The 21,747-nt window shown below is 64.5% G+C and carries 21 protein-coding genes, 1 tRNA gene and 2 rRNA genes (1 of these 24 running past the window's edge); 5 read left to right on the forward strand and 19 right to left on the reverse strand.

The features are described from left to right. Position 1: 1 nt before the first annotated feature. From ELI80_RS15065 to ELI80_RS15140, 16 genes are all read right to left on the reverse strand, one after another. Positions 2–1,396: a site-specific DNA-methyltransferase gene (locus tag ELI80_RS15065; protein ID WP_136653129.1), complete on the reverse strand. Its 1,395-nt coding sequence runs from the start codon at positions 1,394–1,396 to the stop codon at positions 2–4. A 461-nt stretch (positions 1,397–1,857) separates the two neighbouring features. Continuing rightward, a complete protein-coding gene (locus ELI80_RS15070; protein WP_136653130.1) occupies positions 1,858–2,286 on the reverse strand; it encodes a DUF6362 family protein in 429 nt (142 codons plus the stop codon). Beyond that, a complete protein-coding gene (locus ELI80_RS15075; protein ID WP_136653131.1) occupies positions 2,279–2,479 on the reverse strand; it encodes a hypothetical protein in 201 nt (66 codons plus the stop codon). Before ELI80_RS15075 ends, ELI80_RS15070 begins: the two co-directional genes overlap by 8 nt. Further along, positions 2,476–2,997: a crossover junction endodeoxyribonuclease RuvC gene (locus ELI80_RS15080; RefSeq protein WP_136653132.1), complete on the reverse strand. Its 522-nt coding sequence runs from the start codon at positions 2,995–2,997 to the stop codon at positions 2,476–2,478. The genes ELI80_RS15075 and ELI80_RS15080 overlap by 4 nt, the downstream gene beginning before the upstream one ends. A gap of 392 nt (positions 2,998–3,389) precedes the next feature. Then, positions 3,390–5,672 (reverse strand): PriCT-2 domain-containing protein, encoded by a 2,283-nt coding sequence (locus tag ELI80_RS15085; protein WP_136653133.1) that lies wholly within the window; start codon positions 5,670–5,672, stop codon positions 3,390–3,392. Continuing rightward, positions 5,672–5,896: a DUF6511 domain-containing protein gene (locus tag ELI80_RS15090; protein ID WP_028030858.1), complete on the reverse strand. Its 225-nt coding sequence runs from the start codon at positions 5,894–5,896 to the stop codon at positions 5,672–5,674. Before ELI80_RS15090 ends, ELI80_RS15085 begins: the two co-directional genes overlap by 1 nt. Further along, a complete protein-coding gene (locus ELI80_RS15095) occupies positions 5,893–7,632 on the reverse strand; it encodes a DEAD/DEAH box helicase (protein WP_136653134.1) in 1,740 nt (579 codons plus the stop codon). Before ELI80_RS15095 ends, ELI80_RS15090 begins: the two co-directional genes overlap by 4 nt. Continuing rightward, positions 7,626–8,570, reverse strand: a complete 945-nt coding sequence (locus ELI80_RS15100; RefSeq protein WP_136653135.1) for a PD-(D/E)XK nuclease family protein — start codon at positions 8,568–8,570, stop codon at positions 7,626–7,628. Before ELI80_RS15100 ends, ELI80_RS15095 begins: the two co-directional genes overlap by 7 nt. After that, on the reverse strand, positions 8,570–8,935 hold the full coding sequence (locus ELI80_RS15105) for a hypothetical protein (RefSeq protein ID WP_136653136.1): 366 nt from the start codon (positions 8,933–8,935) through the stop codon (positions 8,570–8,572). Before ELI80_RS15105 ends, ELI80_RS15100 begins: the two co-directional genes overlap by 1 nt. 79 nt (positions 8,936–9,014) lie before the next feature. Next, on the reverse strand, positions 9,015–9,521 hold the full coding sequence (locus ELI80_RS15110) for a DUF669 domain-containing protein (protein WP_136653137.1): 507 nt from the start codon (positions 9,519–9,521) through the stop codon (positions 9,015–9,017). 22 nt (positions 9,522–9,543) lie between these two features. Beyond that, positions 9,544–10,290: an ATP-binding protein gene (locus ELI80_RS15115; protein WP_136653138.1), complete on the reverse strand. Its 747-nt coding sequence runs from the start codon at positions 10,288–10,290 to the stop codon at positions 9,544–9,546. After that, positions 10,290–10,775, reverse strand: a complete 486-nt coding sequence (locus tag ELI80_RS15120) for a hypothetical protein (protein ID WP_136653139.1) — start codon at positions 10,773–10,775, stop codon at positions 10,290–10,292. The genes ELI80_RS15115 and ELI80_RS15120 overlap by 1 nt, the downstream gene beginning before the upstream one ends. Before the next feature lie 10 nt (positions 10,776–10,785). After that, on the reverse strand, positions 10,786–10,995 hold the full coding sequence (locus ELI80_RS15125; RefSeq protein WP_021096360.1) for a helix-turn-helix transcriptional regulator: 210 nt from the start codon (positions 10,993–10,995) through the stop codon (positions 10,786–10,788). 361 nt (positions 10,996–11,356) lie between these two features. Beyond that, on the reverse strand, positions 11,357–11,905 hold the full coding sequence (locus ELI80_RS15130) for a hypothetical protein (RefSeq protein ID WP_136653140.1): 549 nt from the start codon (positions 11,903–11,905) through the stop codon (positions 11,357–11,359). A gap of 182 nt (positions 11,906–12,087) precedes the next feature. Then, a complete protein-coding gene (locus tag ELI80_RS15135) occupies positions 12,088–13,002 on the reverse strand; it encodes a hypothetical protein (protein ID WP_136653141.1) in 915 nt (304 codons plus the stop codon). Between the two features lie 7 nt (positions 13,003–13,009). Continuing rightward, a complete protein-coding gene (locus ELI80_RS15140) occupies positions 13,010–14,233 on the reverse strand; it encodes a hypothetical protein (protein ID WP_136653142.1) in 1,224 nt (407 codons plus the stop codon). Between the two features lie 162 nt (positions 14,234–14,395). Between ELI80_RS15140 and ELI80_RS15145 the strand changes: the two genes are divergently transcribed. The 5 genes from ELI80_RS15145 to ELI80_RS15160 all read left to right on the forward strand — a co-directional run bounded on the left by ELI80_RS15145 (position 14,396) and on the right by ELI80_RS15160 (position 20,586). Then, entirely contained in the window at positions 14,396–14,716 is a 321-nt protein-coding gene (locus ELI80_RS15145) for a helix-turn-helix domain-containing protein (protein ID WP_136653143.1), read from the forward strand. Between the two features lie 2 nt (positions 14,717–14,718). Next, on the forward strand, positions 14,719–15,636 hold the full coding sequence (locus tag ELI80_RS15150; protein ID WP_136653144.1) for an ImmA/IrrE family metallo-endopeptidase: 918 nt from the start codon (positions 14,719–14,721) through the stop codon (positions 15,634–15,636). Beyond that, positions 15,636–15,773: a hypothetical protein gene (locus ELI80_RS16125; protein WP_161596490.1), complete on the forward strand. Its 138-nt coding sequence runs from the start codon at positions 15,636–15,638 to the stop codon at positions 15,771–15,773. The genes ELI80_RS15150 and ELI80_RS16125 overlap by 1 nt, the downstream gene beginning before the upstream one ends. Positions 15,774–15,889: 116 nt before the next feature. Continuing rightward, positions 15,890–18,013 (forward strand): McrB family protein, encoded by a 2,124-nt coding sequence (locus ELI80_RS15155; RefSeq protein ID WP_201740670.1) that lies wholly within the window; start codon positions 15,890–15,892, stop codon positions 18,011–18,013. After that, positions 18,010–20,586: a DUF2357 domain-containing protein gene (locus ELI80_RS15160; protein WP_136653145.1), complete on the forward strand. Its 2,577-nt coding sequence runs from the start codon at positions 18,010–18,012 to the stop codon at positions 20,584–20,586. The genes ELI80_RS15155 and ELI80_RS15160 overlap by 4 nt, the downstream gene beginning before the upstream one ends. A 117-nt stretch (positions 20,587–20,703) precedes the next feature. On the opposite strand, the gene ELI80_RS15165 is transcribed toward ELI80_RS15160, so the two are convergent. The 3 genes from ELI80_RS15165 to ELI80_RS15175 form a co-directional block, all read right to left on the reverse strand. Continuing rightward, positions 20,704–20,780, reverse strand: a tRNA-Met gene (locus ELI80_RS15165). A gap of 78 nt (positions 20,781–20,858) precedes the next feature. Beyond that, positions 20,859–20,973 (reverse strand): 5S ribosomal RNA (gene rrf, locus ELI80_RS15170). An 88-nt stretch (positions 20,974–21,061) separates the two neighbouring features. Further along, positions 21,062–21,747: ribosomal RNA gene (locus tag ELI80_RS15175) — 23S ribosomal RNA — on the reverse strand; it runs 2,144 nt beyond the window's last position.

Raw genomic sequence — 21,747 nt, forward strand, 5'->3', positions numbered from 1 at the left:
GTCACGCGGCGGTCTTGCGCTTGCGCGCGGGTTCAGGGGCGGCGTCCGTGACCGGAGCGACGTCGCCGTCCGGAACATCGGCGGGGGCTTCGACGCTGTCGCCCAGCCGCTCGGTCCTCACCTCGGCGAAGGTCCGGCCATCGCCGTCGAGGATTGCCTCGCGACCGGTGTCCGCCTGCCAGCGTTCCACGGCGACATCGACATAGGCCGGGCTGATCTCCATCGCGAAGACGCGTCGGCCGTTCGCCTCGCCCGCCATGATCTGCGAACCCGAACCCGAGAACGGCTCGTAGCAGAGCCCGCCCCGGGCCACAAGCTGGCGCATCGGGATGCCGAACGCATCGAGCGGCTTCGGTGTCGGATGGTCGGGCCGGTCGTCCTTGGCGAAGCTGGGCAGCGCCCACGTCGATGGCAGCGTTTCCTCGGCCACCTTCGGCGGCCGGTTCGGGCGGCGCCAGCCCATGAAGCAGGGCTCGTGTTTCCACAGGTAATGCGAGCGGGTCAGAACACCGCGGTCCTTCACCCAGATGATCTGCTGGTGGACGAAGGCGCCGGCCTTTTCCCAGCAGGCTTCCAGCATCGCCTGGCGGCGCGAGGCGTGCCAGCAGTACCAGGCCGCGTCCTCTGTGATCGCCTCGGCTACCGCGGCGGCAATGAAGCCGTCGTAGAGCTCGGCGCCCTGGCTGCTGTCGTCCCAGGTCGTGCCGTAGGACGCGGACCAATCCTTGTTGCGGGTCGGATGGTTCGAGCCGTCGTAATCGACCAGATAAGGCGGGTCCGTCGCGAACAGGATCGCTCGCTCGCCGTTCATCAGGCGGCGCACATCGGCAGCGCTGGTGCTGTCGCCACAGAGCAGGCGGTGTTCGCCAAGGATCCACAGATCGCCGGTGCGCGACGCAGGATTACGCGGTGGTTCAGGGATGGTCACCGGCGGCACGGAGCCCCCGGCGCCACCCTCTTCACCGTTCCCCTCCGGCACGAAGGCCAGCAGCTTGTCCAACTCGCCGTCGGAAAAGCCCACCAGCGACAGGTCGAAATCATCGGCCAGCAGGTCGTTCAGTTCGGCAGACAGCAGCGCCTCGTCCCAAGTGCCGAGTTCGGTCAGCTTGTTGTCCGCGATCCGGTAGGCCCGCCGCTGCGCCTCGGTCAGGTGGCCCAGCACGATCACCGGCGCTTCGGTCAGCCCGAGCTGCGTCGCGGCCAGTACGCGCCCATGCCCTGCGATCAGTTCCCCGTCCTCGCCCACGAGGCACGGCACGGTCCAGCCGAACTCGGCCATGCTGGCGGCGATCTTCGCGACCTGGTCCGGCCCGTGCGCCTTCGCGTTCTTCGCGTAGGGCTGCAGGCGCGACAGCGGCCACGTCTCGATCGCCTCCGGGGCAAAGCTCAGCGTCATGGCGGGCAAGGTTCCTAGGTCGGGTGGATGCCGGTGGCTTCCGGACTCCGGATGCCGGGCTGGACTCCACGCGGGGTCCAGCGGCCACCAACGGTGTCCGGTCGGAAGGCCAGCGTTCATTGGCGTTTGTGCGCGGCGTGAGTGGGTCCGGCTTCCGGGTGGCTTCCCAAAAATCCGGCCCTGTCGCTGGCGATGTCCCGCGCTTCGCCCGCCAGCATACGAATGTCGCGCAGAAGGAACCGCGAAGTCGTCTGAGGGGGCGTAGTGGGGGCGGACAGCGGCCCGCAAGGAAAGGATCAGCGCCTTTCCTTTTCCAACGGCCCTCGCCAACGAAAAGATGGTTTCGTTCGGGGCTGCGCCGCGCGCGCCTCTCCCGAGCTTATCCCGAACCTAGCCCCTGAACCGGTTTTCTGTCCCGTCGAAAACTGTCCGCCGCACACCTTCCCCTGTGGCGCGCAGAGCTACGCGCCACCAGCCAGCTCGATCACCTTCCGCTTCGACAGGTTGCGATTGAACCGACGCCGGTTGAGCTTCAGCGAGATGACGCAGAGCCCATAAAGCCAGTGCTGATGGGCGGCCGAGCGTTGCAGTCCGACCGTCCAGCAGACGGTCTTCCACCGCTCGCCATGGGCGCGCATCCAGACGATCTTGCCGTCGACCGGGTCGAGGCACGCGGTCCAGGTGAGCGTCTCCTCCATCCGGCTGATCGCCTGCGGCGAGGGCAGCACGCGCATCGGCTTTGGCTCCTGGCCGACCTTGTCGGCGAAGGAGTGGACGATCTCGGGCCATGTGCTGAAGTAGCCCTGCCGTCGCGGCTCGGGCAGGCGCTTCAGCACGAAGGCCGCCTCAGCGAGACGGGCCTCGACGAGGGACGGGGTCCACTTATCCATGGCGCCCTCCCTCGTCGGAGGGGCGCGGCCCATAGAGCTTTTCGCCCAGCTGGCGGACGAGCTCGCGTTCCGGCCAGGTCAGACGTGCGTCCTCGAGCGAGACGGCGAGCAGACCCTGCTCGCGCCAGCCCTCGCGCTTCACCTGGTCCGGATCCCGTCGATGGCCGCCGTAGCCCTTGGGGTACCACCTCACGCGACACCCCCGTTCGTCTCGATCGCCCAGAGCAGCAGCGCGATGGCGTCGGCCTCGTTGTCGTCGGCAGGGCTGAAGCCCCGGGCCCGCGCGGCTGCGATCATCGCCTCCTTCGGCGCATTGCCCTTGCCGGTGGCGTGACGCTTGATCGTGCCGACGGGAACGCCGGCATAGGGCACGCCCCGCAGTTCCGCCCATGCGGTGAGCGTGGCCATGAGCCCGCCATAGACATGGGCCGCGTCGGTTCCGGCGTGGCGCCGCACCTCCTCGAACCAGATCGCGGTGACCGGCCCCGACAGGCGGTCGATCTCGGTGAGCCAGTTGGTGAAGCGCAGGTAGCGCATGCCGCCGCCGTCATAGCGGCCGGGCCTGAAGCTCGCAGTTCCGCTGGTGATCAGCCCTTCGGCCGAGCGCAACCCCCAGCCGGTGCTGGTGCCGAGATCCAGCGCGAGAATGCAGCGGTTGAGACTGCCGGCCGCCGTGAGAGGCACCGGGGCGATGTGTGGGGAGCGGTCCATGACGACCTCCTCTTCGATTGAGAGGCCGGGGCGGCACGGCTGCCTGGTGAGGGCAGCGCGCGCGCCCGGGCCGGGATCGCGAGGTCTGGTCACGGTCACGTTGTCGATGCCGGGAGCGCCCGGCACTTCCTTCAATGGCTTCACCCCGTCCGCTTGAAGGAAGTGAGGCCGCAAACCATTGGCAGAATGAGTATAAATCTCTTCTTTCAATATTTCAGTTACTTCATTGGGTATGTGTCTGGCACCCCGCCCCCTCCACGCGCGCGAGGGTCTTTGCGTGAAATATTGAAAGAAGTCCGCCGCGCCGGATTTCCGTTTCGGGACGGGGGCTTGGGCGGGAACATCCTTCAAATGAAGGATGGGGGCGGTTGAAGGAAGCATCGTCCCGGCCCTCACCGCATCGCCCGGAAGCGCATGGCTTTCCGCCCCCCGGTCCCCTGCTCGACCGTGGCGACGTCGCCGCTCTCGACGAGCGTGAGCAGGATGTCGTCGCGGTCGCGCGCACGGAGCCATTGCGAGGCGCGGGTCAGTTCGGACTTGGTGACGCCGGCCGATCCTGCCTTGCGGATGATCTCGCGCACGCGTTTCAAATGCGCCTCGGTCTCGGTATCGGCGACATGGCGCTCGACGGCATCGATGGTGCGCCGGGCGAAATGGCGCACGAAATCGATGGCCCAGAGGGCATCCTCGACACGGATGACGGGGTGGACCGCATCGCGCCCCACGGCGAGGACGAGCGCGACCTTGGCCGCGTTCTCCGCGATCCGGGCGAGGATCGGCGTGTGAAAGGTTCCTGCCGCGGCCCTGAGCTCGGCGGTGACCTCTTCGCCGAGCGCGTCGAAGCGCGCCTGCGCGTCGTCGTCCATCGGCACCGTCATCGGATCAACGGCCGTCTCGGGTCCGGAGGTCTTGCCGGCCAGGTTGCCGCTCGCCCCGCCGCCCTCGGCAAGGCGCTGCAGCCCTTCGATCAGCGGCCGGGGCGATTTGCGCAGCCCGGCACGACGGTTCTCGTCCGGATAGTCCTCCTCGCTCGGCAGGATGATGAACCGGGCGAGCGAGCCGTCCACCACGTTGGCGCCCTGCAGCGCCCCCCAGAAATGCAGCGGCGTCGTCGTGCCGTAGACGCAGAGGCAGGGCTGTACGATGTCGCGCCGCTCGTTTGAGCCGTCGCGGTTGGCGTATTCCGCGCCGAGGAAGACCCCGCTGGCAGCGGTGTAAAGCTCGGTCATGTTGTCGAGGATCTCGGTGATGTGGCGCGGGCTGCGCTTCCGGTCGGCCGCCGCCGAGAGGAACATGCCGAACTCGTCGATCTGGAACAGGATCGCGGGCTGACGGTGGAGCGCGGTCAGGAGCCCCGCGCCCGAGGCGATCTTGTTGCCGCCGAGGTGTTGCGCCAGCCCCGCCGCGAAGAACAGCTCGTTGACGACCTCGCGGGCGTGGTTCTTGCCCGAGCCGCTGTCCGCAATGCCGACGATGTAGAGGTTCGTGCGCAGGTCGGTCGCCGTGCGGTAGCGCCGTCCCATCAGCGCGCCGAGGGCGCAGAGGCTGGCGCCCACCGCCAGAAGCGGCTGGGGTCTGCGCGCCGTGTCGATCATGTAGCGCGCGAGATCGCCCACGAGCCCGCCCGGGATCGTCAGCGTGAAGGACGGCACAGGCGCGAGGATCGGCATCGGGGCATCGGGCTGGGCGAGCCGCGCGAGGAGGCCCGCCGCGGGATGCTCGTCGCCCGCGCAGACTTTCTGACTGCCGTCGAGCAGCAGGTCGGGATCGGGGCGCCAGCCCTTCTCCATGGCGAGGTGATAGATCGTGCCGGCGCCGATCCGCGCAGGTTTGAAGCTCGCCCATGCCTTCGACGTCTCGACCGGGTCGTTCTTGGCCGCCTGCGCCGACCAGTCGGCGAAGAGCGTCGCGCCCTCCTCGCCCAGCGCGCCCTTCAGCGCCATGCCGATGCGCATCCAGCTGTCGTAGTCGAGCTCTGCATTGGGCAACCAGGCGAGCGCACTCCGGATCGCGGCCAGCGTGCCGGCCTGCGCATGCGCCGGCAGACACGGATGCCCGGCCCCGTTGGCAGTCTTCGCACCAAGGCTCTTCGGGCGCATCTCGGGCGGGATCAGCGCCAGCGCCTTGTCGAGGAACGCCGCTGCCTGTTCGGCGTCGATTTCGGGCAGGCTCTCGATGTCGAGATCCGCGAGCCCCTCGTCCGGCCAGACATAGGGCTGGCCGGTATCGGGATGCTTGGCATAGGCCACGAACTGCTGTCCGAGGCACAGAACCTCGAGCGGCGCGCGCCGGATCCCGGCGAAAGGCTCGGTCGCGCGATAGACCATGAGCCGCTTCGGCGGCTTTCCGATCCTGAGCGCCGGCGTGTCGCCCAGCCGTTCGCGGGCGAGCCGCTCGATGCGGAGCGCCAGGTCGCCATCCTCGGCAATATCGATGTCGAGCGCGGCGACCGCGCCGCCGACGATCCCGACCCCGCAGTCGGGCCAGCTGGACCAGGTCGCGACCTCGAGTTCGGTCGTGGCGCGGCTCGCATGCCGGTTCCACTGCGGGTAGTCGTGCCAGGCCGCGCGGGCGAACTGGCCGGGCTTCTTGGTGCCGGGCGCGATCGGCAGGATCGCGTAGCCGTTGGTCACGAGACGCGCGCCCACGCGCGCCATCCACGAGGTGTCCGCCATCAGAAGGGCACCTCCGGGATCATGCCGTCGAGCCGGGCACGGTCCTTCGCCGCCAGGTCACGAAGGTGGTCGCAGTAGCCGGTGACGATCACCTCGACGAAGGTGTCCCACTCCTCCTCGCTGAGTTGGGCGAGATCGGTCCGGCCGAGGCTGTCGAGATAGGCGCCGCCGGCCTTGCCGCCCTCGACCATGGCCGCCGTCTCATTGGGGGTCGGATCGATCATGCCCGACCTCCGGTGGCAGATGTCCTGGCAAATCCGGCTGCAGAGGTCTCTGCGGCTCGTGTCGCGCCGCGGGTCGGAGACGCGGAAACGCGCGTCGAACCAGCCCCAGCCACGGGGCTCTCGATGGCAGACGGCGCAGAGCCCGGCACGGACGTAAGGCATGGGGCGAACCTGTAGGCGGTGATTTCGGTGAAGCGGCCCGCGGGGCGGACGGCGATCTCGGTGGGCCGGCGCAGCCGGTCCGCCAGCAGGAGCGCCTCGTCGACGGACTCGGGCACCTCCAGCTCGGGCGCCCGCTCGCGCCACCAGCTCGCGGCCTTCCGGCGCGGATAACCCTCGTGCTCGAAGCAGACCCATTCCGTGTGGAAGGCGAGCCCGCAGCGGTAGGTGACCTTCAGCGAGACACGCCCGCCCCGCTTCTCGTGGCGGCTGTAGGTGACGTCGGTGACGCCGACCCATTGCGGTTTGCCGGTTGACAGCACCTCCAGCGTCGAGGCGGTCGGCTCGAGCTTCACCTCGCGGCCGGGGAACTCGAAACCGCAGTCGGGGCATTCGAGCGCGGCGATGGCCACGATGGTCCCGCATTTTGGGCAGATCTTGGTGGGCGGCGGCCCGTCGCCCGGACCGCCCGGCCGTTTCGGCCGCACGAGATCGATGGGGCCGTGCCGGCGGACATTCCCCGCGAAATCGAGAACCAGGCAGTTCTCCTTGCCCTCGGCAAGCCGCGTGCCCCGTCCGGCCATCTGGACATAGAGCCCGGCCGACTTGGTGGGCCGCAGCATGGCGATCAGGTCCACGGCCGGCGCGTTGAAGCCCGTCGTCAGCACCCCCATGGAGGCCAGCGCCCTGATCTCGCCGCGCTTGAAGGCGGCGATGATCGCGTCACGCTCGTCCTTCGGCGTCTTGCCGAAGATCGTCGCGCAGCTGACCCCGCGGCGGCGGAACTCCTCGGCGACATGGGTGGCGTGGCGGACGCCCGAGCAGAAGGCGAGCCAGGACCGGCGCGTCTCGCCATGGGCGATCACCTCGGCCACGGCCGCGCGTGTGATGGCGTCCTGATCGACCGCGTCCTCGAGGTCGCGCGCGATGAACTCGCCGCCCCGCGATCCCACGCCCGTCACGTCGAGGCGGGTCTTCGTCTGTTTCGAGATGAGCGGGGAGAGATAGCCCTGATCGATCAGGTCGCGGACCGAGACCTCGTAGGCGATGTCGGTGAAGAGCGCGTTCTCGCCCTCGTGCAGCATGCCGCTGTCGAGCCGGAAGGGCGTCGCCGTCAGACCGATCACCTTGAGCGCGGGGTTGATCGCCTGCAGATCGTTGAGGAAGCGGCGATACATGGTGTTCGACCGGCCGGGGATCAGATGGGCCTCGTCGATCAGCACCAGATCGGCATGGCCGATGCGCGTCGCCTTGTCGTGGATGGACTGGATGCCGGCGAAGAGGATCCGGGCCCGCGCGTCGCGGCGGCCGAGCCCGGCCGAGTAGATGCCCGCAGGCGCCTCGGGCCAGAGCCCCAGCATCTCGGCATGGTTCTGCGCGATCAGTTCGCGGACATGGGTGACGACGAGCACGCGCTGGTCGGGCCAGGCCTTGAGCACGCCGTCGATGAAGGCGGCCATGACGAGGCTCTTGCCGCCGGCCGTGGGGATCACGACGAGCGGGTTGCCGCTCTCCTTCTCGAAATAGCCGTAGATCGAGGCGATCGCGGCCTGCTGGTAGGGGCGCAGGGTCAGCATGCGGCGGTCTCCTTCACGCGGGCGTCGTTGGTCCAGGCCGAGCCGTCACGCATGCGGTAGGAGACGAAGTCCTCTCCTGCGTCGCTCACCTCGCCGGGGACGAGATCGGGGATGAACAGGTGCCGGGGGCACGCGCGGCGCTGGTCGGAAGAGTCGAGCAGCCGGTCGTGGCGCGCGCAGTGCCAACCACCATCGACAGGCGTCGAATGCAGGCAGGACCGGCAGGTGACCGCCGGGGCGTCCTCACCGTGGCAGAGCCCGTGGTGGTCGCAGAACCGGCACTCGAACCAGGCGGGATCCGCGCTGATGCGCTCGGGCGGGTGCTGGGCGAAGATGATCCGCCCCGCCTTCTCGAGCAGGCGTTCGCCCATTTCTGGGTCGGCCGGGACGCGCTCGATGTGCAGCGCGTCGGTGTCCTTGCAGACCGCGACGTAGAGCGCCCGCGTGATGCCGGTCAGGTGCATGTACACCTGCATCTGCGCGGCGTGCTGGGGCTTGGCGAGCGCAACGCCCCTGGCGATCAGCTCGGCAAAGCTCTTCGCGGAATGCGTCTTGAACTCGACGACGTGCCAGGTCTTCGGCGCCTCCAGGAGCCCGAGGGCGACGGCGTCGAGCGAGCCGCCGAAATGCCCGCCATGCGCCTCGACGCGGAACTGGCGCCCGGTCTCGGGATCGACCTCCAGCACCGTCGCGCCGGTGGCGCGCAGGTCGCGGACGAGCCGGGTCTCTTCCAGCTGGCCGGTCTCGAACAGCCGCAGGATGCGGCCCGTGTGCCGCGCGGGCGACGCCCAGCGGAAGTCGTACCAGAGCGCGCGGGCGCAGGACTTGCCGATTAGCGAGGCGCCGAGGTGGTCGCGGAAGCCGTCGCCCTGCCGCGCCTCGAAGGAAGCGTAGATCGCGGACAGGGTCGGCGTCGGGGGTTCGGGGAGCTCGGCCATCAGCATGCCTCCCCCCGCTCAAGCCGCGCCCGCGCCTCAGCCAGCACCGCAGTCCAGGCGGCGCTGTCATGGCGTTCGCGCAGGACGGCGATGATCATGTCCTTGAGCCGTTCGCGCCGGCGGCGACCGCCCTGATGGGCGACGATTTCGGCGCGCTCGCGATTGAGGTGACGCAGCGCCGTGCGCGCACGGTGAAACCAGTCGGGATCGATCGGCTTCGCCGTCCGCTGCCGCGTCAGATCGGCGGTCGCGATCTGCGTGCGGATCTTCGCGATGGCGTCCTCGATCTCGATCAGGCGCCGGGTGTCGTCAGGCAAGCCAGGGGCGTTCGCGGCCGCGCAGGCCGCGTCGGTGGTGTTGGTCATGGTCGGTCTCTCGGGTCGGTCTCTCGGGTCTGGCGATGTCCGGGCCGCCGCAGGTCTCAGCCCGCGGCGGCCGAGGGCGTCAGCTCTTGCGGTTCCAGGGCGCGGTGGCCGGGCGGGCGGGCGCCGACTGCGCGGGCGCGCTGGCCGGCTGCGTGGCGGCGGGCCTCGGCGGGGTCGCCTGCGCCGTGGCCTCCGGCACCAGGTAACGGATCGTGTTGCGCTCGCCGTAGCCGTCCTTCGGGGGCTTCACGCCGACCTGGATCGTCATCGGGATCAGGTGCAGCTCCTCGCTGTCGTTCACCTGCAGCTTGCCCGTGGCGTGGCAGATCGCCGACAGCGTGCGCTGCGCGATCTCGACCGTGGTCGGGTTGGCGTTCACCAGGTTCAGCTGGTCGAAGACCTTGCGGCCCTGCTGCGGCCCCTCGAGGATGTCGAGCATCAGCCAGAGATACTTCCCCATCCCGTTCTTCGTGACGCGCATCTCGCTCTCGACGATCTGGGCGCGGTACTTGCCCGCGGGCAGGATCTCGTAGGCGGTGGTGGGCTCGATGCCGGCGGCGTCAAAGGCGGTGTCGAAACGTGCCATCGTGCTGTCCTTTCAGTCGTAATCAGGCGGATTGGGGCATGGCGGCCAGGAACTCGGACCACTCGAGCGGGAGGGTTTCCGGCAGGCCGTAGCGGTTCTTGGCGAGGAAGGCGGGGCGCTCCTCGGTGTGCATGACGCGCGCGCCGGACCCGAGCGCCCGGGTCACCTTCTTGTTGAAGCCGACGTCGGACTTGCTGACCGAGATCCGGTAGTTGGCGAAGAGCACCACGTCCGAGTGCTCCTGCAGCAGCGCGGAGGCGCGGGCCTGCAGCTTGATCACGTACCGGTCGTAGGGTTCGTGCTCGGGGCTGTCGAAGCGCTTGATGTCGGTGTGGGCGATCTGGATGACCGCCATGCCCTTCCGGTCGCGGAGCGCGTTCAACCGGTCGATGTACTCGCGCCAGATGGTCAGCGCCTCGGCGTAGCCCTTGCCGAAGCCGGGGCTTTCGATCGACTGCCAGCCGTTGCGACGGCAGGCCTCGGCCCAGATCAGCGGTTCCAGCCAGTCCACGCTGTCGACCACCACCGTCGAATAGGCGTGGTCCTCGTCGAGCAGGGCGTCGAGCGCTTCGGCGACCTCCGCGTAGCTCGTCGCCAACGGGAAATGCGGCACCTGCAGTTTGCCGAGACCGTCCTCGGTGAGGACGAACACGGGCGCGTCGGCGGACGCGGCGAAGGTGGATTTGCCGATGCCGGCGACGCCGTGGATCAGGACGCGCGGCGGACGCAGCACCGTCGAGGTTTGCAGGGATGCGAGCGAGATGGCCATCAGCGCGCCTCCTCGCCGAGCAGCAGCCGGAACTGGGGCTTGCCGGTGCGGACCGTGCGCGCGGGCTCGAACTCCTGGCGGATGTCCTTGGGCCAGGCGGTGTACTTCCGCTCGGAGACGCTGAGTGCGATGTCCACGTACTCGGTGGGATCGGCGCCATCCGCCCGGATTCGCTCGACCAGACCGGCGAGGGTCGCCTGGTCCCAATCGACGCGCTTCGGCAGCTCCGCGACCACGGTGACCTGGCCGTCCTGCAACCGGACAGTGCCGGTGTCCTTGCCTTCCGCGCGGCGCGCCTCCTGCGCCTGGTCGCCATACTTGAGCGCGATAGCGCCATCGAGCCAGTCGCTGAGGTTCTTGGCAGCGCGCAGCCGCTCGTCAGCGTCCTGCTTCAGGAGCGCCAGCTGGTCGCCCGGCAGCGCGGCGATCTCGCCGACCGGCAGGGTGGGAAGGTTGTCGAGGGTGATGCGGTTGGGGATCGTCATGGCCGCCCCCTCACGCCAGCTTCACGGCGGGCTTGTCGGCCGTGCTCGAGCAGTGCCGGTTGGCCTCGTAGGCCTCGACATCCTCGAGCCGGTACACGACCCGGCCGCCGATCTTGATGAAGGCGGGGCCCTCACCGGTCCAACGCCAGCGCTCCAGCGTGCGCGGGCTGATCTTCCATCGAGCCGCCAGCTCGACCTGGTTGAGATGCGTGACTGACATCGTCGTCTCCTTCGCGATTGGCCGAATGCCTGCGAAGGACCATCGCTCACGGCGTGGGAGGCGCCGGGGAGGCAGCCGGGAGGCAGAGCGGGAGTTCGCGAAGAATGATGTCCGCCAATGTGAAAAGGCCGCCCCGGAGGACGGCCTTTTGACGCTGGTGCCGAGTGGCGAGATCGAGCGTGGACGGTTGGAGCTCTTCTCTCCGCCTCGTAGTGCCCCTCTTGACCGAACAATCAAAACGGTGCGGCAATTCTCGCAGACGCGCACCCACTGCGCAGCACGGCGTGTTGCACGGAACCAAAAGAAAATGCCCCGGCAGCGACCGGGGCATTTCATTTCCGAGACGCTACTCGATGAGGGGTTACGAATCGACCGCCCAAAGGTTGTTGATGTTGCGGATGTACGTTTCGATCTTCTGCACATCGTCCTGGATCAAGGACTGATGAAAGATCCGATGCCCGGTTTTCGCCAATGATGGCGTCTCGGTCATCTCACCAAAAGTTATCGACCAGTAGTCCTCGTACTTGGCCTCGACGACGTCGTTGATGACTTTCTCGACCTCTTCTCGATATGCACTTTTCTGATCTTCGCTCAAATAGGCGGCGGACATCGAGTTGAAGACGATCGTCACGCCACCTTTCCGCTCGCCGATCATCGAAATCGCGTGCAGGAGGCCAGCCATCAGCAATGCCTCCACACAGGGAATTATCCGTTCATCGTGGTCTTCATCCCAGATGATCGCAACGTTCTGGACTGCGGCTTGCTTACGCAACTCTCCTTTGTTCGAACGCCACGACAGCGCCTGAACTACGGAATAATGCGTGCCACGACCGATCTGCCCCGTCGGAGCAGTCTCATCGTATATGCAGTGAAGGTGGGGAGAGTATTTGGGAGTGTCATGCTGAAGCATGAGAAGTACCTCGTCGTTAGAACTGTTTCTGATGGCTCACACCATCGCTCCTCGCAGGTTCCCCTGCTGCGCCGCAGCCTTCCGGCATTGACGCGTGACCCTGAGCATCTCGGCTCACCGGTCCGGACGTAAGTAGAGGCTGCAAGCTCTGGTTTCAATGATCCCGCCCGCTGGAGAAGCCGTCAGGGATCGATCCAGCAGTTCCCGTCATCGAATCTGATGAATCGCTGCCAGTCGTTGCGGCGGCCGAAGGCTTTCTTCAGCGTGTTCACCTGGCTGCCGTAGCCCGCCTCTTCCAGCACTGCCGCTATCCGAAGGACGGGGGACTTGGACCAGTAGGCTGCGAACAGGATCTGCAGCAGCCGACGCTGCTTGTCTCCGCCGAAGGTCAGGGTTTCACTGCGGTGCCAGACCAGCCCGCATTCCTCCGAATGATCGATCGGGAACCGGCGCTGGACCTGACCCGGAAACACGCGCGCACTTAGCGATTGCGGCGAGATCGCCGGCTTTCCTGGGGTGCCGAGCACATCGGCCACGCCGACGATCACGTTCCGCTTGTTGGGTGTGATGGGGATGCGATCACCCGGTGTCGACGTGAGAATCACCCGGACCTCTTCAGGCGGCCTGCGCTCGAGGAGGGCATCGAGTCGCGTCCAGACGGCAGGATCAGCAAGCCGCCGCGCAAACCAGACCGGCACCGGCGACTTCGCGCCCGTCAGCCTGATGGTTCCGACGTCCCAGACGAATCCGTCGATCAAAGGGCTCGGGCGCGAAGGCCCGGCGCGTTCGAAGGCCACCAGCATCTTCGCGAATGCCAGAGGAAAATCGACGACACAGGCGGCGATCTCCCCCGCCTCGACAGTTATCCAACGACCGACGCTGTTGCGATAGCCGTACTGCCCGCGCTCCGGGCACCACTCCGCCGGAATGGGCTCGTCCTCATAGGCATCCATGGCGGCGACGACCGGGATGCGCCCGGTCGCCACCAACAGCCTGGCGTCGAGCAGCTTGTCTGCTGCCCGAGGCGCCACTTGCTTCAGCGTGGCCACCTGCACCTTGCCGACGCGGGTTTCCATCGCCTGGAGCAGCAGATCCACAGCCGACTTAGTCAACGAGGTCACCAATGTCGGCGGTGTCGGTCAGGATGCCCCAGCGCCGCAGGTACTTCTCGCCGATCAGGCGCTCATGCGGGGTCATGTCCTTGAGGTTGCAGCCATGGGGCATCGTGACAGTGAGCGTCAGGGATTTCCCGCGGCCTCCCTCGGGTCCGGGATGGAACTTGATCGTGAACCGGGCGCGCGTGATGACCCATTCCGGTGCCTCGGTCGCGACCGGCAAAAGGTGCCCCGAGCCACCGATGTCGAGACCGATCCGCTTCTCGGCCATCTCCCAGATCGACCGCTCGGCGCCCGACATGGACTCGAGCGTGATGCGCTCGCCGCGCTCCCCCAGCTCCATGAAGCGCAGCTCCTTCACGGTCACGCCCATGATCCCGTCCTCGGGATCGGTCGGGAAATCGAAGGGCTTCAGTAGCATGCTCAGGTCGTATTCGCGCCATGGGATGTGCTTCTCCTTGAAGTCGATCCCGAGCAGATCCCGCGCCATGAACGCGGTCAGATCCTTCCGGTCCTCTAGCGTGTTGGCCACGACCTCGATCACGCCGGTTTCGGCCTCATAGGTCAGGGCCGCCTCGAACACTGGCTTCACGATGCGCCGCAGCAGCTTGCTCTTCGCATCGAAGCCCAGCATGTCCTCCGGCCGTCCCTCGCGATAGACGGCGACCTGCACCAGATCGCATTCCTGGTCATCAAGGATGATGCGATGCCGGTCGAAGATATCGACATGGACATGCGGGGTCTCGAAGCGGTCGCGGATGGCCTTGGTGAAGGCCGCAATGGAGATCGGATCGCGGCGGACCGTACATTCCTTCTCGACCTCGAAGCCGTTCCACGAGCGCCCCCGGCGCCGTTCGTCGTTGTAGCGGACCTCTTCCGCCAGGCGGAAGCGATCAGGCTCCTTCAGGAAGACCCAGAGCGAACGGTTGTTGGCGCCCTCGAGGGTGTCGAAGACTGCGCGGTTCAGCACGACGTTCTGCAGCGCGTTCTGGCCCGCCTCATCGGCGAGCGCTGCGACACGACCGGCGTCGAGGATGACCCGCTGCTTTTCCTCCTCGGACATGCCGTCCACGGCCTTGACCAGCGGCTCGACCACCTCGGGCTCGGGCTTGGCCCAGTCGATCGGCGGAAGCGAGGTGAACCCACCGGCCGTGAAGTAGTCCTTCAGGCGGGTGATCGGGGTCTTGCGGAGGAATGCGGTGATGGCGGTCATCGGGGGCCCTTTCGTGCCGGGGAGGTGGAGGATGAGGGAATCAGCGTAGCGATACGCTGGTGTTCGATATACATCGAACGCGCCATCACGTCTACTTGCGCGGCACGATTTCGTTCGGCATACCGAACACGCCGCCAGCACCAAGGAATCAAGGATGACGCGATGACCACGTCCCTCGGCGCCAAGATCAAGCGCCACCGCCAAGAGAAGGGATATTCGCTCGACAAGCTCGCCGAGCTCACCGACTCGAGCAAGAGCTACATCTGGGAACTGGAGAACCGCGACACCCGCAAACCCTCAGGCGAAAAGCTGACGCGCATCGCCCAGGCTCTGGAAGTCACCACAGACTATCTGCTCGACGACACCGCGGAGCCTGGTGATGAGGTTCTGAGGGAGGCGTTTTTTCGGAAGTTCAGCAAGCTGAAGCCGGAGGATCAGGAGAAGATCCAGCAGATGATCGACATGTGGGGGAAGAAGGATTGAGCTTGCCCACGACGCCGCAGGGTTGGGCAATCCGCCTGACGCAGATCCTGTCGCTGCATCAGGCGGCACATGGCCTGCCTCGGTTCCCGGTGGACGTGGCGGCGTTGGCGCAGGATTTCTCGCGGCAGGTCTTTCCAGATGCGCCGATCTCGATGGTCGGCGGCGTGGATCTGTCCAATGGCGTCGAGGGCATGCTCATGCCGCGCCCGGACGGCTCTGGCGAATGGGGCATCATCTACAACGAATCCATCCGGTCCGCCGGGCGGCGCAACTTCACGCTGGCCCACGAGCTGGGCCACTACCTTCTGCATCGGAAGGCTCATCCCGGCGGGCTCCAATGCACCAGCCGGAACATGGCGGATTGGGATAGCGCCCGGAACAGGATCGAGGCGGAGGCGAACACCTTCGCCTCCTATCTCCTCATGCCGCTCGACGATTTCCGCGCGCAGATCAAGGGACGCTCGATCGACATCGACGTGATGACCGAGCTGGCAGAGCGCTATGCCGTGTCGCTGACCGCAGCAATCCTGAAATGGATGACCATCACCGACAAGCGCGCCATGATCGTCGTCGGCAAGGAGGGTTTCATCGACTGGGCGTGGTCGAGCCAGCCCTTGCTCAGGTCCGGGATCTTCTACGCCGCGCGGCAAGCCGTGATCGAGCTTCCTCCAGGGTCACTGGCCGCCCGTGAAGTGGACGGGGACACCGGCCGACATGGTGAGAGTCACGGACCTGGGGTCTGGCCGGGGAACGAACCAGTACACGAGATGACCGTGTTCTCGCCCAGCAACGAGATGACCATCTCCTTGCTGATCTATCCCGACCGGGCGCCGTCGCGTTGGGAAGCAGCCGAACTCGAGCAAGAGCCAACAGAGGATGCGTTCGAAAGGTTCACGGCGGGGAAAGCGGGAGGCTGGTGATGAGCCACATCACCATCCACAGCCAGAACGGGCACCGTCGCGAGGTGGACGTTGGCGCCGCCGAGATCACAGCAACCAACTGCTGGCTCGACAAACCCGCTTATGCAACGTCGATACTGAATACGCGTAGCATCTAAAGTTGAGGGCAGAATTGAAAGGCGCGCAACGACATCATTCACCCCGCGGCCCAAGCCGGACAATCGTCAACGCAGAAGACCTAAGCCGCCTGCACGAATTACGCGAAGCATGGGGAATGTCCATTGAGGGACCACTTCTCGTAGTAGGTCGCCTGACCGGCTCGTTGCGAGACGACATGCCAGATGTCTTCTTCTTGCGCGATCTGACGCATCCAACGGATGGTCATGGCCTCGTTTACCCTCAGGAAGACCCGCGAAAGGGGACGCAAGCCTTTGTTGCGCCTCGTGAAATTCAGGCATGCCTAAACCCCGCAGACGCCGTGACTGGCAAACACTGGGCCATCGCAGAACTCGAGCTTGCCCCGCCCAACGTGCGCGAGCAGCGGAATAACCCGCATGAATGCAACGTCCGCGCCGGGACACTCCGCCTTCTGAGTGCTTTGCCTCAAGAATGGAAGGTTGAGCTTCGGGGGCCAGATGAGGCGCGATTAATAGCAGCTTTCGCACGCGACGAGATAGAGGCTGCTGTACGCGCCGAGATCCTGCGAGATTCCAGTGAACTGGTCGATCAGGAAGAAAAAAACCGCCAGAAGCGCCAACGCATCGAAGAAGAGCTGCAGGCGGCTCGAAATCACGCCGATGAGCAGATCGCAAAATTCGAAGAACAGATTGCAAACGGCAAGCGATCAAGAGATGCCGTCAGCGGGGAAGTCCAAGAATTACAAGAGCTTCTGGCAGAAGAGAAAGAACGACTGAAGGAGCTCCGCCTTAAGGCAGAGCAGGAAAGGAATATCATGGAAGAGCGCTACCGGAAGTTAGAGGAACTCCTGACGGAAAAAGGCGGTCGTCTGGTGGCACTCGGTCTGATCGACGAAGAAGACCTAGCCTTCGTGCTTCCCAAGGCGCGGCAGGATCAGGAGACCAAGGGCGACAGCCTCGAGCAAGCCCTTGGAGGAGATATTGCGCGCCTGGCGCCGTGGCTCCAAGTTCGGCTTGCACGGTCGGGGCTCCTTTATTCGCAGCACCAATTGCGCAATTTTGTCACTTTGTTGCGTACCCGGGATCTAGTAGTACTCGCCGGCGATTCCGGCTCAGGAAAAACCAGTCTGGTACGCGCCGTAGCTGAGGCGGTTGGGGGGACCTGCGCGATCATCCCAGTAAAACCAAACTGGACTGGGCCCGAAGACCTGCTGGGCTACTACAACCCCATCGAGCGTAGCTATCATCCCACTCCATTCCTACTGGCCCTGCAGGCTGCGGCAAAAGCACCCGACGTTCCATATTTTATCTGCCTTGACGAGATGAACCTCGCAAGAGTGGAGCATTATTTTGCAGATTTTCTCAGTATTCTTGAGAGCCGCAGTCATCGACCTGAAATCCATCTCTATACGGCAGACGAAGAGCGCCATCTTGCGATGGAGCACGGAGTCTTCCTTGAACTTGAAGCAGAGGCCCGCCGCCGGGCGGACCTCGACGAAGCTGCCACACTGGAGCAGATCCTAACCAATGACATAGCCAACAACGCACTTCATCAACTCGGCGGGTTTCGCGATGCAGAATCCGTTCTCGTACACCATGGCCGCCTGCGCCGAGCAATTTCGGCACACATGCGGATGCCTACGAGCCTGAAATTTCCGGATAACGTCTGGATCTTCGGAGCGGTGAACATGGATGAAACTACTCACCACCTCTCTCCCAAGGTTCTAGATCGCGTCCATGTATTACGCTTCAGCAATCCGATGCTCGCCGACTGGGATAGTATCGAAGCTGAAATTTCCGAAGTGACGGAGGATCCGGAAATCAAACTGGGTCTGACTCCTCACGACATTGGATTGCGCGCAGAGTACCCACCTTTTGACCGTCGCAATGATGCGGCCAGCTTCTTGGCTGGTCTCGCGCGTGACCATCTTGATCCGCTAGGGGTAGAATTCGGAATGCGCGCTGTTCGGCAATCGCTGGGATACCTTGCTGCCGCGGAGCTGACCGGCATCGAACCCGACAAAGCACTGGACAATGTCGTCCGTCAAAAAATTCTGCCAAAGATCGCTCTCGACACCAGCCGTCCGACTTCCGACGGGCGCAAACGACGCGACGTGCTTGTGTCGCTTCGCGAAGCGCTCGCCGAACGACTTGGACCTCCCGAACTTGCGCCAGGCGAAGGTAATTCGGTTGGCGACCTTGACCGACTGATCGCGCTCGCGGACGGCAGCAACAAGGTCGCAAACTTCTGGATGCGATGACTTTGCCGAACTTCGCCCTGCACTACCTGCGGATTGAATGGCAGGATCGCGGAATTGCGCGTCGCATGGAGATTTCCAGCGACCCAATCGAGATTGAGCAAGACGATGATGGCCACTACCGGGCCGAAACGCAGATGTTTCGGGACTTCCATCCGTGGGTAGGACTGCGCTTTAGCGACCAAGCCGTTGACACTGTACCACACCTCGTTGGAGCTGACGGCGAGAGACAGCCTTGGCTGAAGATCCGCGATCCCGAAGGGCTTGAATGGTGGGTACAGGACAACGGCTGGGATCAAGAGCGCAAAACTCACCTAAGCGAACTGCACCGCAGCTTCGGCCAGTTCGAACTTCACATCGGTGCCGAGCGACTGTATCTCGTGAACGTCGCCCTCGACCTCGGAAGCGCCGAGGCCGAAGACTACCTGGCGGATTTTCGTGATGAACTGATCACGCTTGCCCTCAGCCGCCAAAGCTCGGCGACTGGTGGTGTCATCAGATCTGATTCCACAGACTTGGTCGAGGCCTTGTCCCGCTTTGCCCAAGCGGCGCGCCACGTCCTGGGCAACCCCGCGAGACATTTGACCGAAATAGAAGAACTTCAACCCACCGGGCGGCTCCGACCAAGCAATCGGACTTTTCGAGAAGTCCTGCGACGACCATCGCGACGAGGCTATCCCGGGCGCGGCGCAGAAGAGACCATCGACATCCCGGACAATCGTTTCGTACACCACATGGTTCAATACTGTGCACGACTTTCGTCGCGGATCGCCAGCGCATCCGAAGCCCAGTCACGTCAGCTCTCCGCAAGGTCGGAACGTGCTTATGAGCATGCAAAAGCTCTCCTTGAGGCTGAGAGTGAAACGGTGGATCCTGAGATCTTCGGAAACCAGCTTGCCGAAATGGAGGCTGCGATTGCTGCAGTGAACGCCTGGACGAATCTCGGACCGCCGTATCGCGAGGAGATCCGCAATTTTGCCATCAAGCTGGAGAAACCCTATGGCTATCTAGAGCGGGCACAGTTCTACAAGCGATTGGACACAGACCCTCGGCAAGATAAAGAGCTAGGGATCACAAGCAACATCGTGCAATTGCCCGAGGAACCCTTTCGCTTGGTCGCACAAGCCTCAAAGTATCTGAACAATTCTTCCCGGCTCTTCGAATTCTGGGGCGTGGGCCAAGTCAAGCGTCATGGCCAGATGGGGTCGATGCGGCTCCTGAAGCTCGAGGAGGTGTGCCGCATGAGGGTCCGGGCCCCGGGCCTCGAGAAAAAGGCGGCGTTGCGGGAACGGTACGAGCAAAACGGCTGGGTAAGAAAGCTGACCCGCATGGAACTCGAGGAACGCCGCCTTGAAGCCCGAAGCAGCGCTCGGCGCGCATCGCACCTGGCGCAGCGCGCAGAGCTTTCCAGATCGGCTGCGGCATCGCTTCTCAGCACCGGAGAAGACCTGACGTCGCAGGAGATGCGGTGGTCAGCGCTCGGTGTAGCGAGCAGCGCCGCGTTCCCGATGGGTATGCGCTTCTTGCAAAGTCCCGCCTATTCCTCGGTCCTGGCCGCTTTCAATCGCGTTCACGAGCTTGCCGAAAGGGTAGGTGTCGGCGGTAAGGAGATTGAGCGGATCGATCGCATAGGCATTCTGCACGCCAGCGCGATCTACGAACGCTGGTGCCTGATACGCCTGATTTCCTTGCTCGTCGACACCTTCGACTTCACGCCCGAACCGGGCTGGCTGGACCGCGTCATCGAGGGAACCTGTGGTGTGCTCGCCCCATTCGAACTTCGCTTCGAGCGGTCCGATGTCGCAATGACGGCGTGTCTTGAGGTCCAACCTGTCCTCCCGAACGGGCGCCGCCCTGATTTTCGTCTAACGTTCCAAGCCCGAGACGAAGACCCTGACAAAGACACGCATCCGCGCACAGTTTTTGACGACGCAGTTGAACCGTCGAAGGGCCTAGTCCTTGATGCGAAGTTTCGGACACGTTGGCGCCCGCGCGAGCTCGACGGCGTTCTGCGCGATGTTGTCGACGGCAGAGGATATGGCCAAGCCGGACGGCGAGTCTTCATCCTGCAGCCGGCTGGTCCGGTGGTCCAGGAGCCGACGTCACCTCTGGGATGGGGACGCGATTGCGACTACGGACAGAACTACCCTTCCAACCATAGCCAAGGGGCAGTCCGCTTGTCTCCGCATCCGAGGGACTGGCACAATCTGCACCGGTTGGTCGCGATGGAACTGCAAGCAAACTTTCCGCCACCGCGACACCTCGACGGTGAAAACTGGCAGAGCGACAGCTTTTGCATCAGTTGCGGCCAACGCCACGAAGTAGCCGACGTCAGGCGTCACCTAACGCAGAGGGATCGAGACTACTGGGACCTCACCTGTCACGATTGCGGCCTGACGACGCGGCGGACCCATTGCTTTTCCGGATGCGGCACGCCCCTTTTCAAGAATGGCTTGATCCTGACCTATCATAGAACCATTGCAGACCAGCTAACCAACGTCGCGTGCCCGTGTTGCGGTAGTTTCTTTGATCGTGACATCCACCAAGAGGGCAACTACCACGGCAGCTTCGGATGACTAACAAAGCCCGCAGGACTTCGCGCCCTCTTGCTTCCACAGTGCTTCCACGGGTGGCGGAAACGCAAACGCCGCCCCGGAGGGCGGCGTTCAAGCGTTTGATAACGCACGAATATTTGGTTGCGGGGATAGGATTTGAACCTATGACCTTCAGGTTATGAGCCTGACGAGCTACCGGGCTGCTCTACCCCGCGCCATTTTTGTCCGTGTCGGTGTTCCGCGTGGGTTGTGCGGGATTGTTGTCGTTCGAGGGATTGTGCGTTTCTTTCCAGGTCTGGCGGTGACCTACTCTCCCACGTCTTGAGACGCAGTACCATTGGCGCGACGGCGCTTAACGGCCGAGTTCGGGATGGGATCGGGTGTTTCGCTCGTGCTATGGCCACCAGACCGGGGAAGAAACGCAGCGTTTTCCCTTTCGGGAAGGTGTTGTCCAAGGATGCCTTGGAAGATCGGCAGGGTCTGCCGTCTTCCGGATCAAATCAAGCCTGTCGAGCCATTAGTACCGGTCAACTGAACGCATTGCTGCGCTTACATCTCCGGCCTATCGACGTGGTGGTCTTCCACGGCTCTCGAGGGATACCTGGTTTTGAGGGGGGCTTCACGCTTAGATGCCTTCAGCGTTTATCCTGTCCGTTCATAGCTACCCAGCACTGCCGTTGGCACGACAACTGGTCCACCAGTGGAACGTTCACCCCGGTCCTCTCGTACTAGGGGCAACTCCTCTCAAGTATCCTACACCCACGGCAGATAGGGACCGAACTGTCTCACGACGTTCTAAACCCAGCTCACGTACCTCTTTAAATGGCGAACAGCCATACCCTTGGGACCTGCTCCAGCCCCAGGATGAGATGAGCCGACATCGAGGTGCCAAACGATGCCGTCGATATGGACTCTTGGGCATCATCAGCCTGTTATCCCCAGCGTACCTTTTATCCGTTGAGCGATGGCCCTTCCACTCGGGACCACCGGATCACTATGGCCGTCTTTCGACTCTGCTCGACGTGTCAGTCTTGCAGTCAGGCTGGCTTCTGCCATTGCACTCAACGAGCGATTTCCGACCGCTCTGAGCCAACCTTCGCGCGCCTCCGTTACTCTTTGGGAGGCGACCGCCCCAGTCAAACTACCCACCACGCAGGGTCCCGGACCCGGATAACGGGCCGC

The sequence above is a fragment of the Paracoccus aeridis genome (assembly GCF_004923205.2).
Taxonomy (GTDB): Bacteria; Pseudomonadota; Alphaproteobacteria; order Rhodobacterales; family Rhodobacteraceae; genus Paracoccus; species Paracoccus aeridis.

Excerpts from the sequence above, each read along its gene's own strand:
- ELI80_RS15065 (WP_136653129.1), bottom strand. The coding sequence starts at position 1,396 with ATGACGCTGAGCTTTGCCCCGGAGGCGATCGAGACGTGGCCGCTGTCG.
- ELI80_RS15070 (WP_136653130.1), bottom strand. The coding sequence starts at position 2,286 with ATGGATAAGTGGACCCCGTCCCTCGTCGAGGCCCGTCTCGCTGAGGCG.
- ELI80_RS15080 (WP_136653132.1), bottom strand. The coding sequence starts at position 2,997 with ATGGACCGCTCCCCACACATCGCCCCGGTGCCTCTCACGGCGGCCGGC.
- ELI80_RS15085 (WP_136653133.1), bottom strand. The coding sequence starts at position 5,672 with ATGGCGGACACCTCGTGGATGGCGCGCGTGGGCGCGCGTCTCGTGACC.
- ELI80_RS15090 (WP_028030858.1), bottom strand. The coding sequence starts at position 5,896 with ATGATCGATCCGACCCCCAATGAGACGGCGGCCATGGTCGAGGGCGGC.
- ELI80_RS15095 (WP_136653134.1), bottom strand. The coding sequence starts at position 7,632 with ATGCTGACCCTGCGCCCCTACCAGCAGGCCGCGATCGCCTCGATCTAC.
- ELI80_RS15100 (WP_136653135.1), bottom strand. The coding sequence starts at position 8,570 with ATGGCCGAGCTCCCCGAACCCCCGACGCCGACCCTGTCCGCGATCTAC.
- ELI80_RS15105 (WP_136653136.1), bottom strand. The coding sequence starts at position 8,935 with ATGACCAACACCACCGACGCGGCCTGCGCGGCCGCGAACGCCCCTGGC.
- ELI80_RS15110 (WP_136653137.1), bottom strand. The coding sequence starts at position 9,521 with ATGGCACGTTTCGACACCGCCTTTGACGCCGCCGGCATCGAGCCCACC.
- ELI80_RS15115 (WP_136653138.1), bottom strand. The coding sequence starts at position 10,290 with ATGGCCATCTCGCTCGCATCCCTGCAAACCTCGACGGTGCTGCGTCCG.
- ELI80_RS15120 (WP_136653139.1), bottom strand. The coding sequence starts at position 10,775 with ATGACGATCCCCAACCGCATCACCCTCGACAACCTTCCCACCCTGCCG.
- ELI80_RS15125 (WP_021096360.1), bottom strand. The coding sequence starts at position 10,995 with ATGTCAGTCACGCATCTCAACCAGGTCGAGCTGGCGGCTCGATGGAAG.
- ELI80_RS15130 (WP_136653140.1), bottom strand. The coding sequence starts at position 11,905 with ATGCTTCAGCATGACACTCCCAAATACTCTCCCCACCTTCACTGCATA.
- ELI80_RS15140 (WP_136653142.1), bottom strand. The coding sequence starts at position 14,233 with ATGACCGCCATCACCGCATTCCTCCGCAAGACCCCGATCACCCGCCTG.
- ELI80_RS15145 (WP_136653143.1), top strand. The coding sequence starts at position 14,396 with ATGACCACGTCCCTCGGCGCCAAGATCAAGCGCCACCGCCAAGAGAAG.
- ELI80_RS16125 (WP_161596490.1), top strand. The coding sequence starts at position 15,636 with ATGAGCCACATCACCATCCACAGCCAGAACGGGCACCGTCGCGAGGTG.
- ELI80_RS15155 (WP_201740670.1), top strand. The coding sequence starts at position 15,890 with ATGTCCATTGAGGGACCACTTCTCGTAGTAGGTCGCCTGACCGGCTCG.
- ELI80_RS15160 (WP_136653145.1), top strand. The coding sequence starts at position 18,010 with ATGACTTTGCCGAACTTCGCCCTGCACTACCTGCGGATTGAATGGCAG.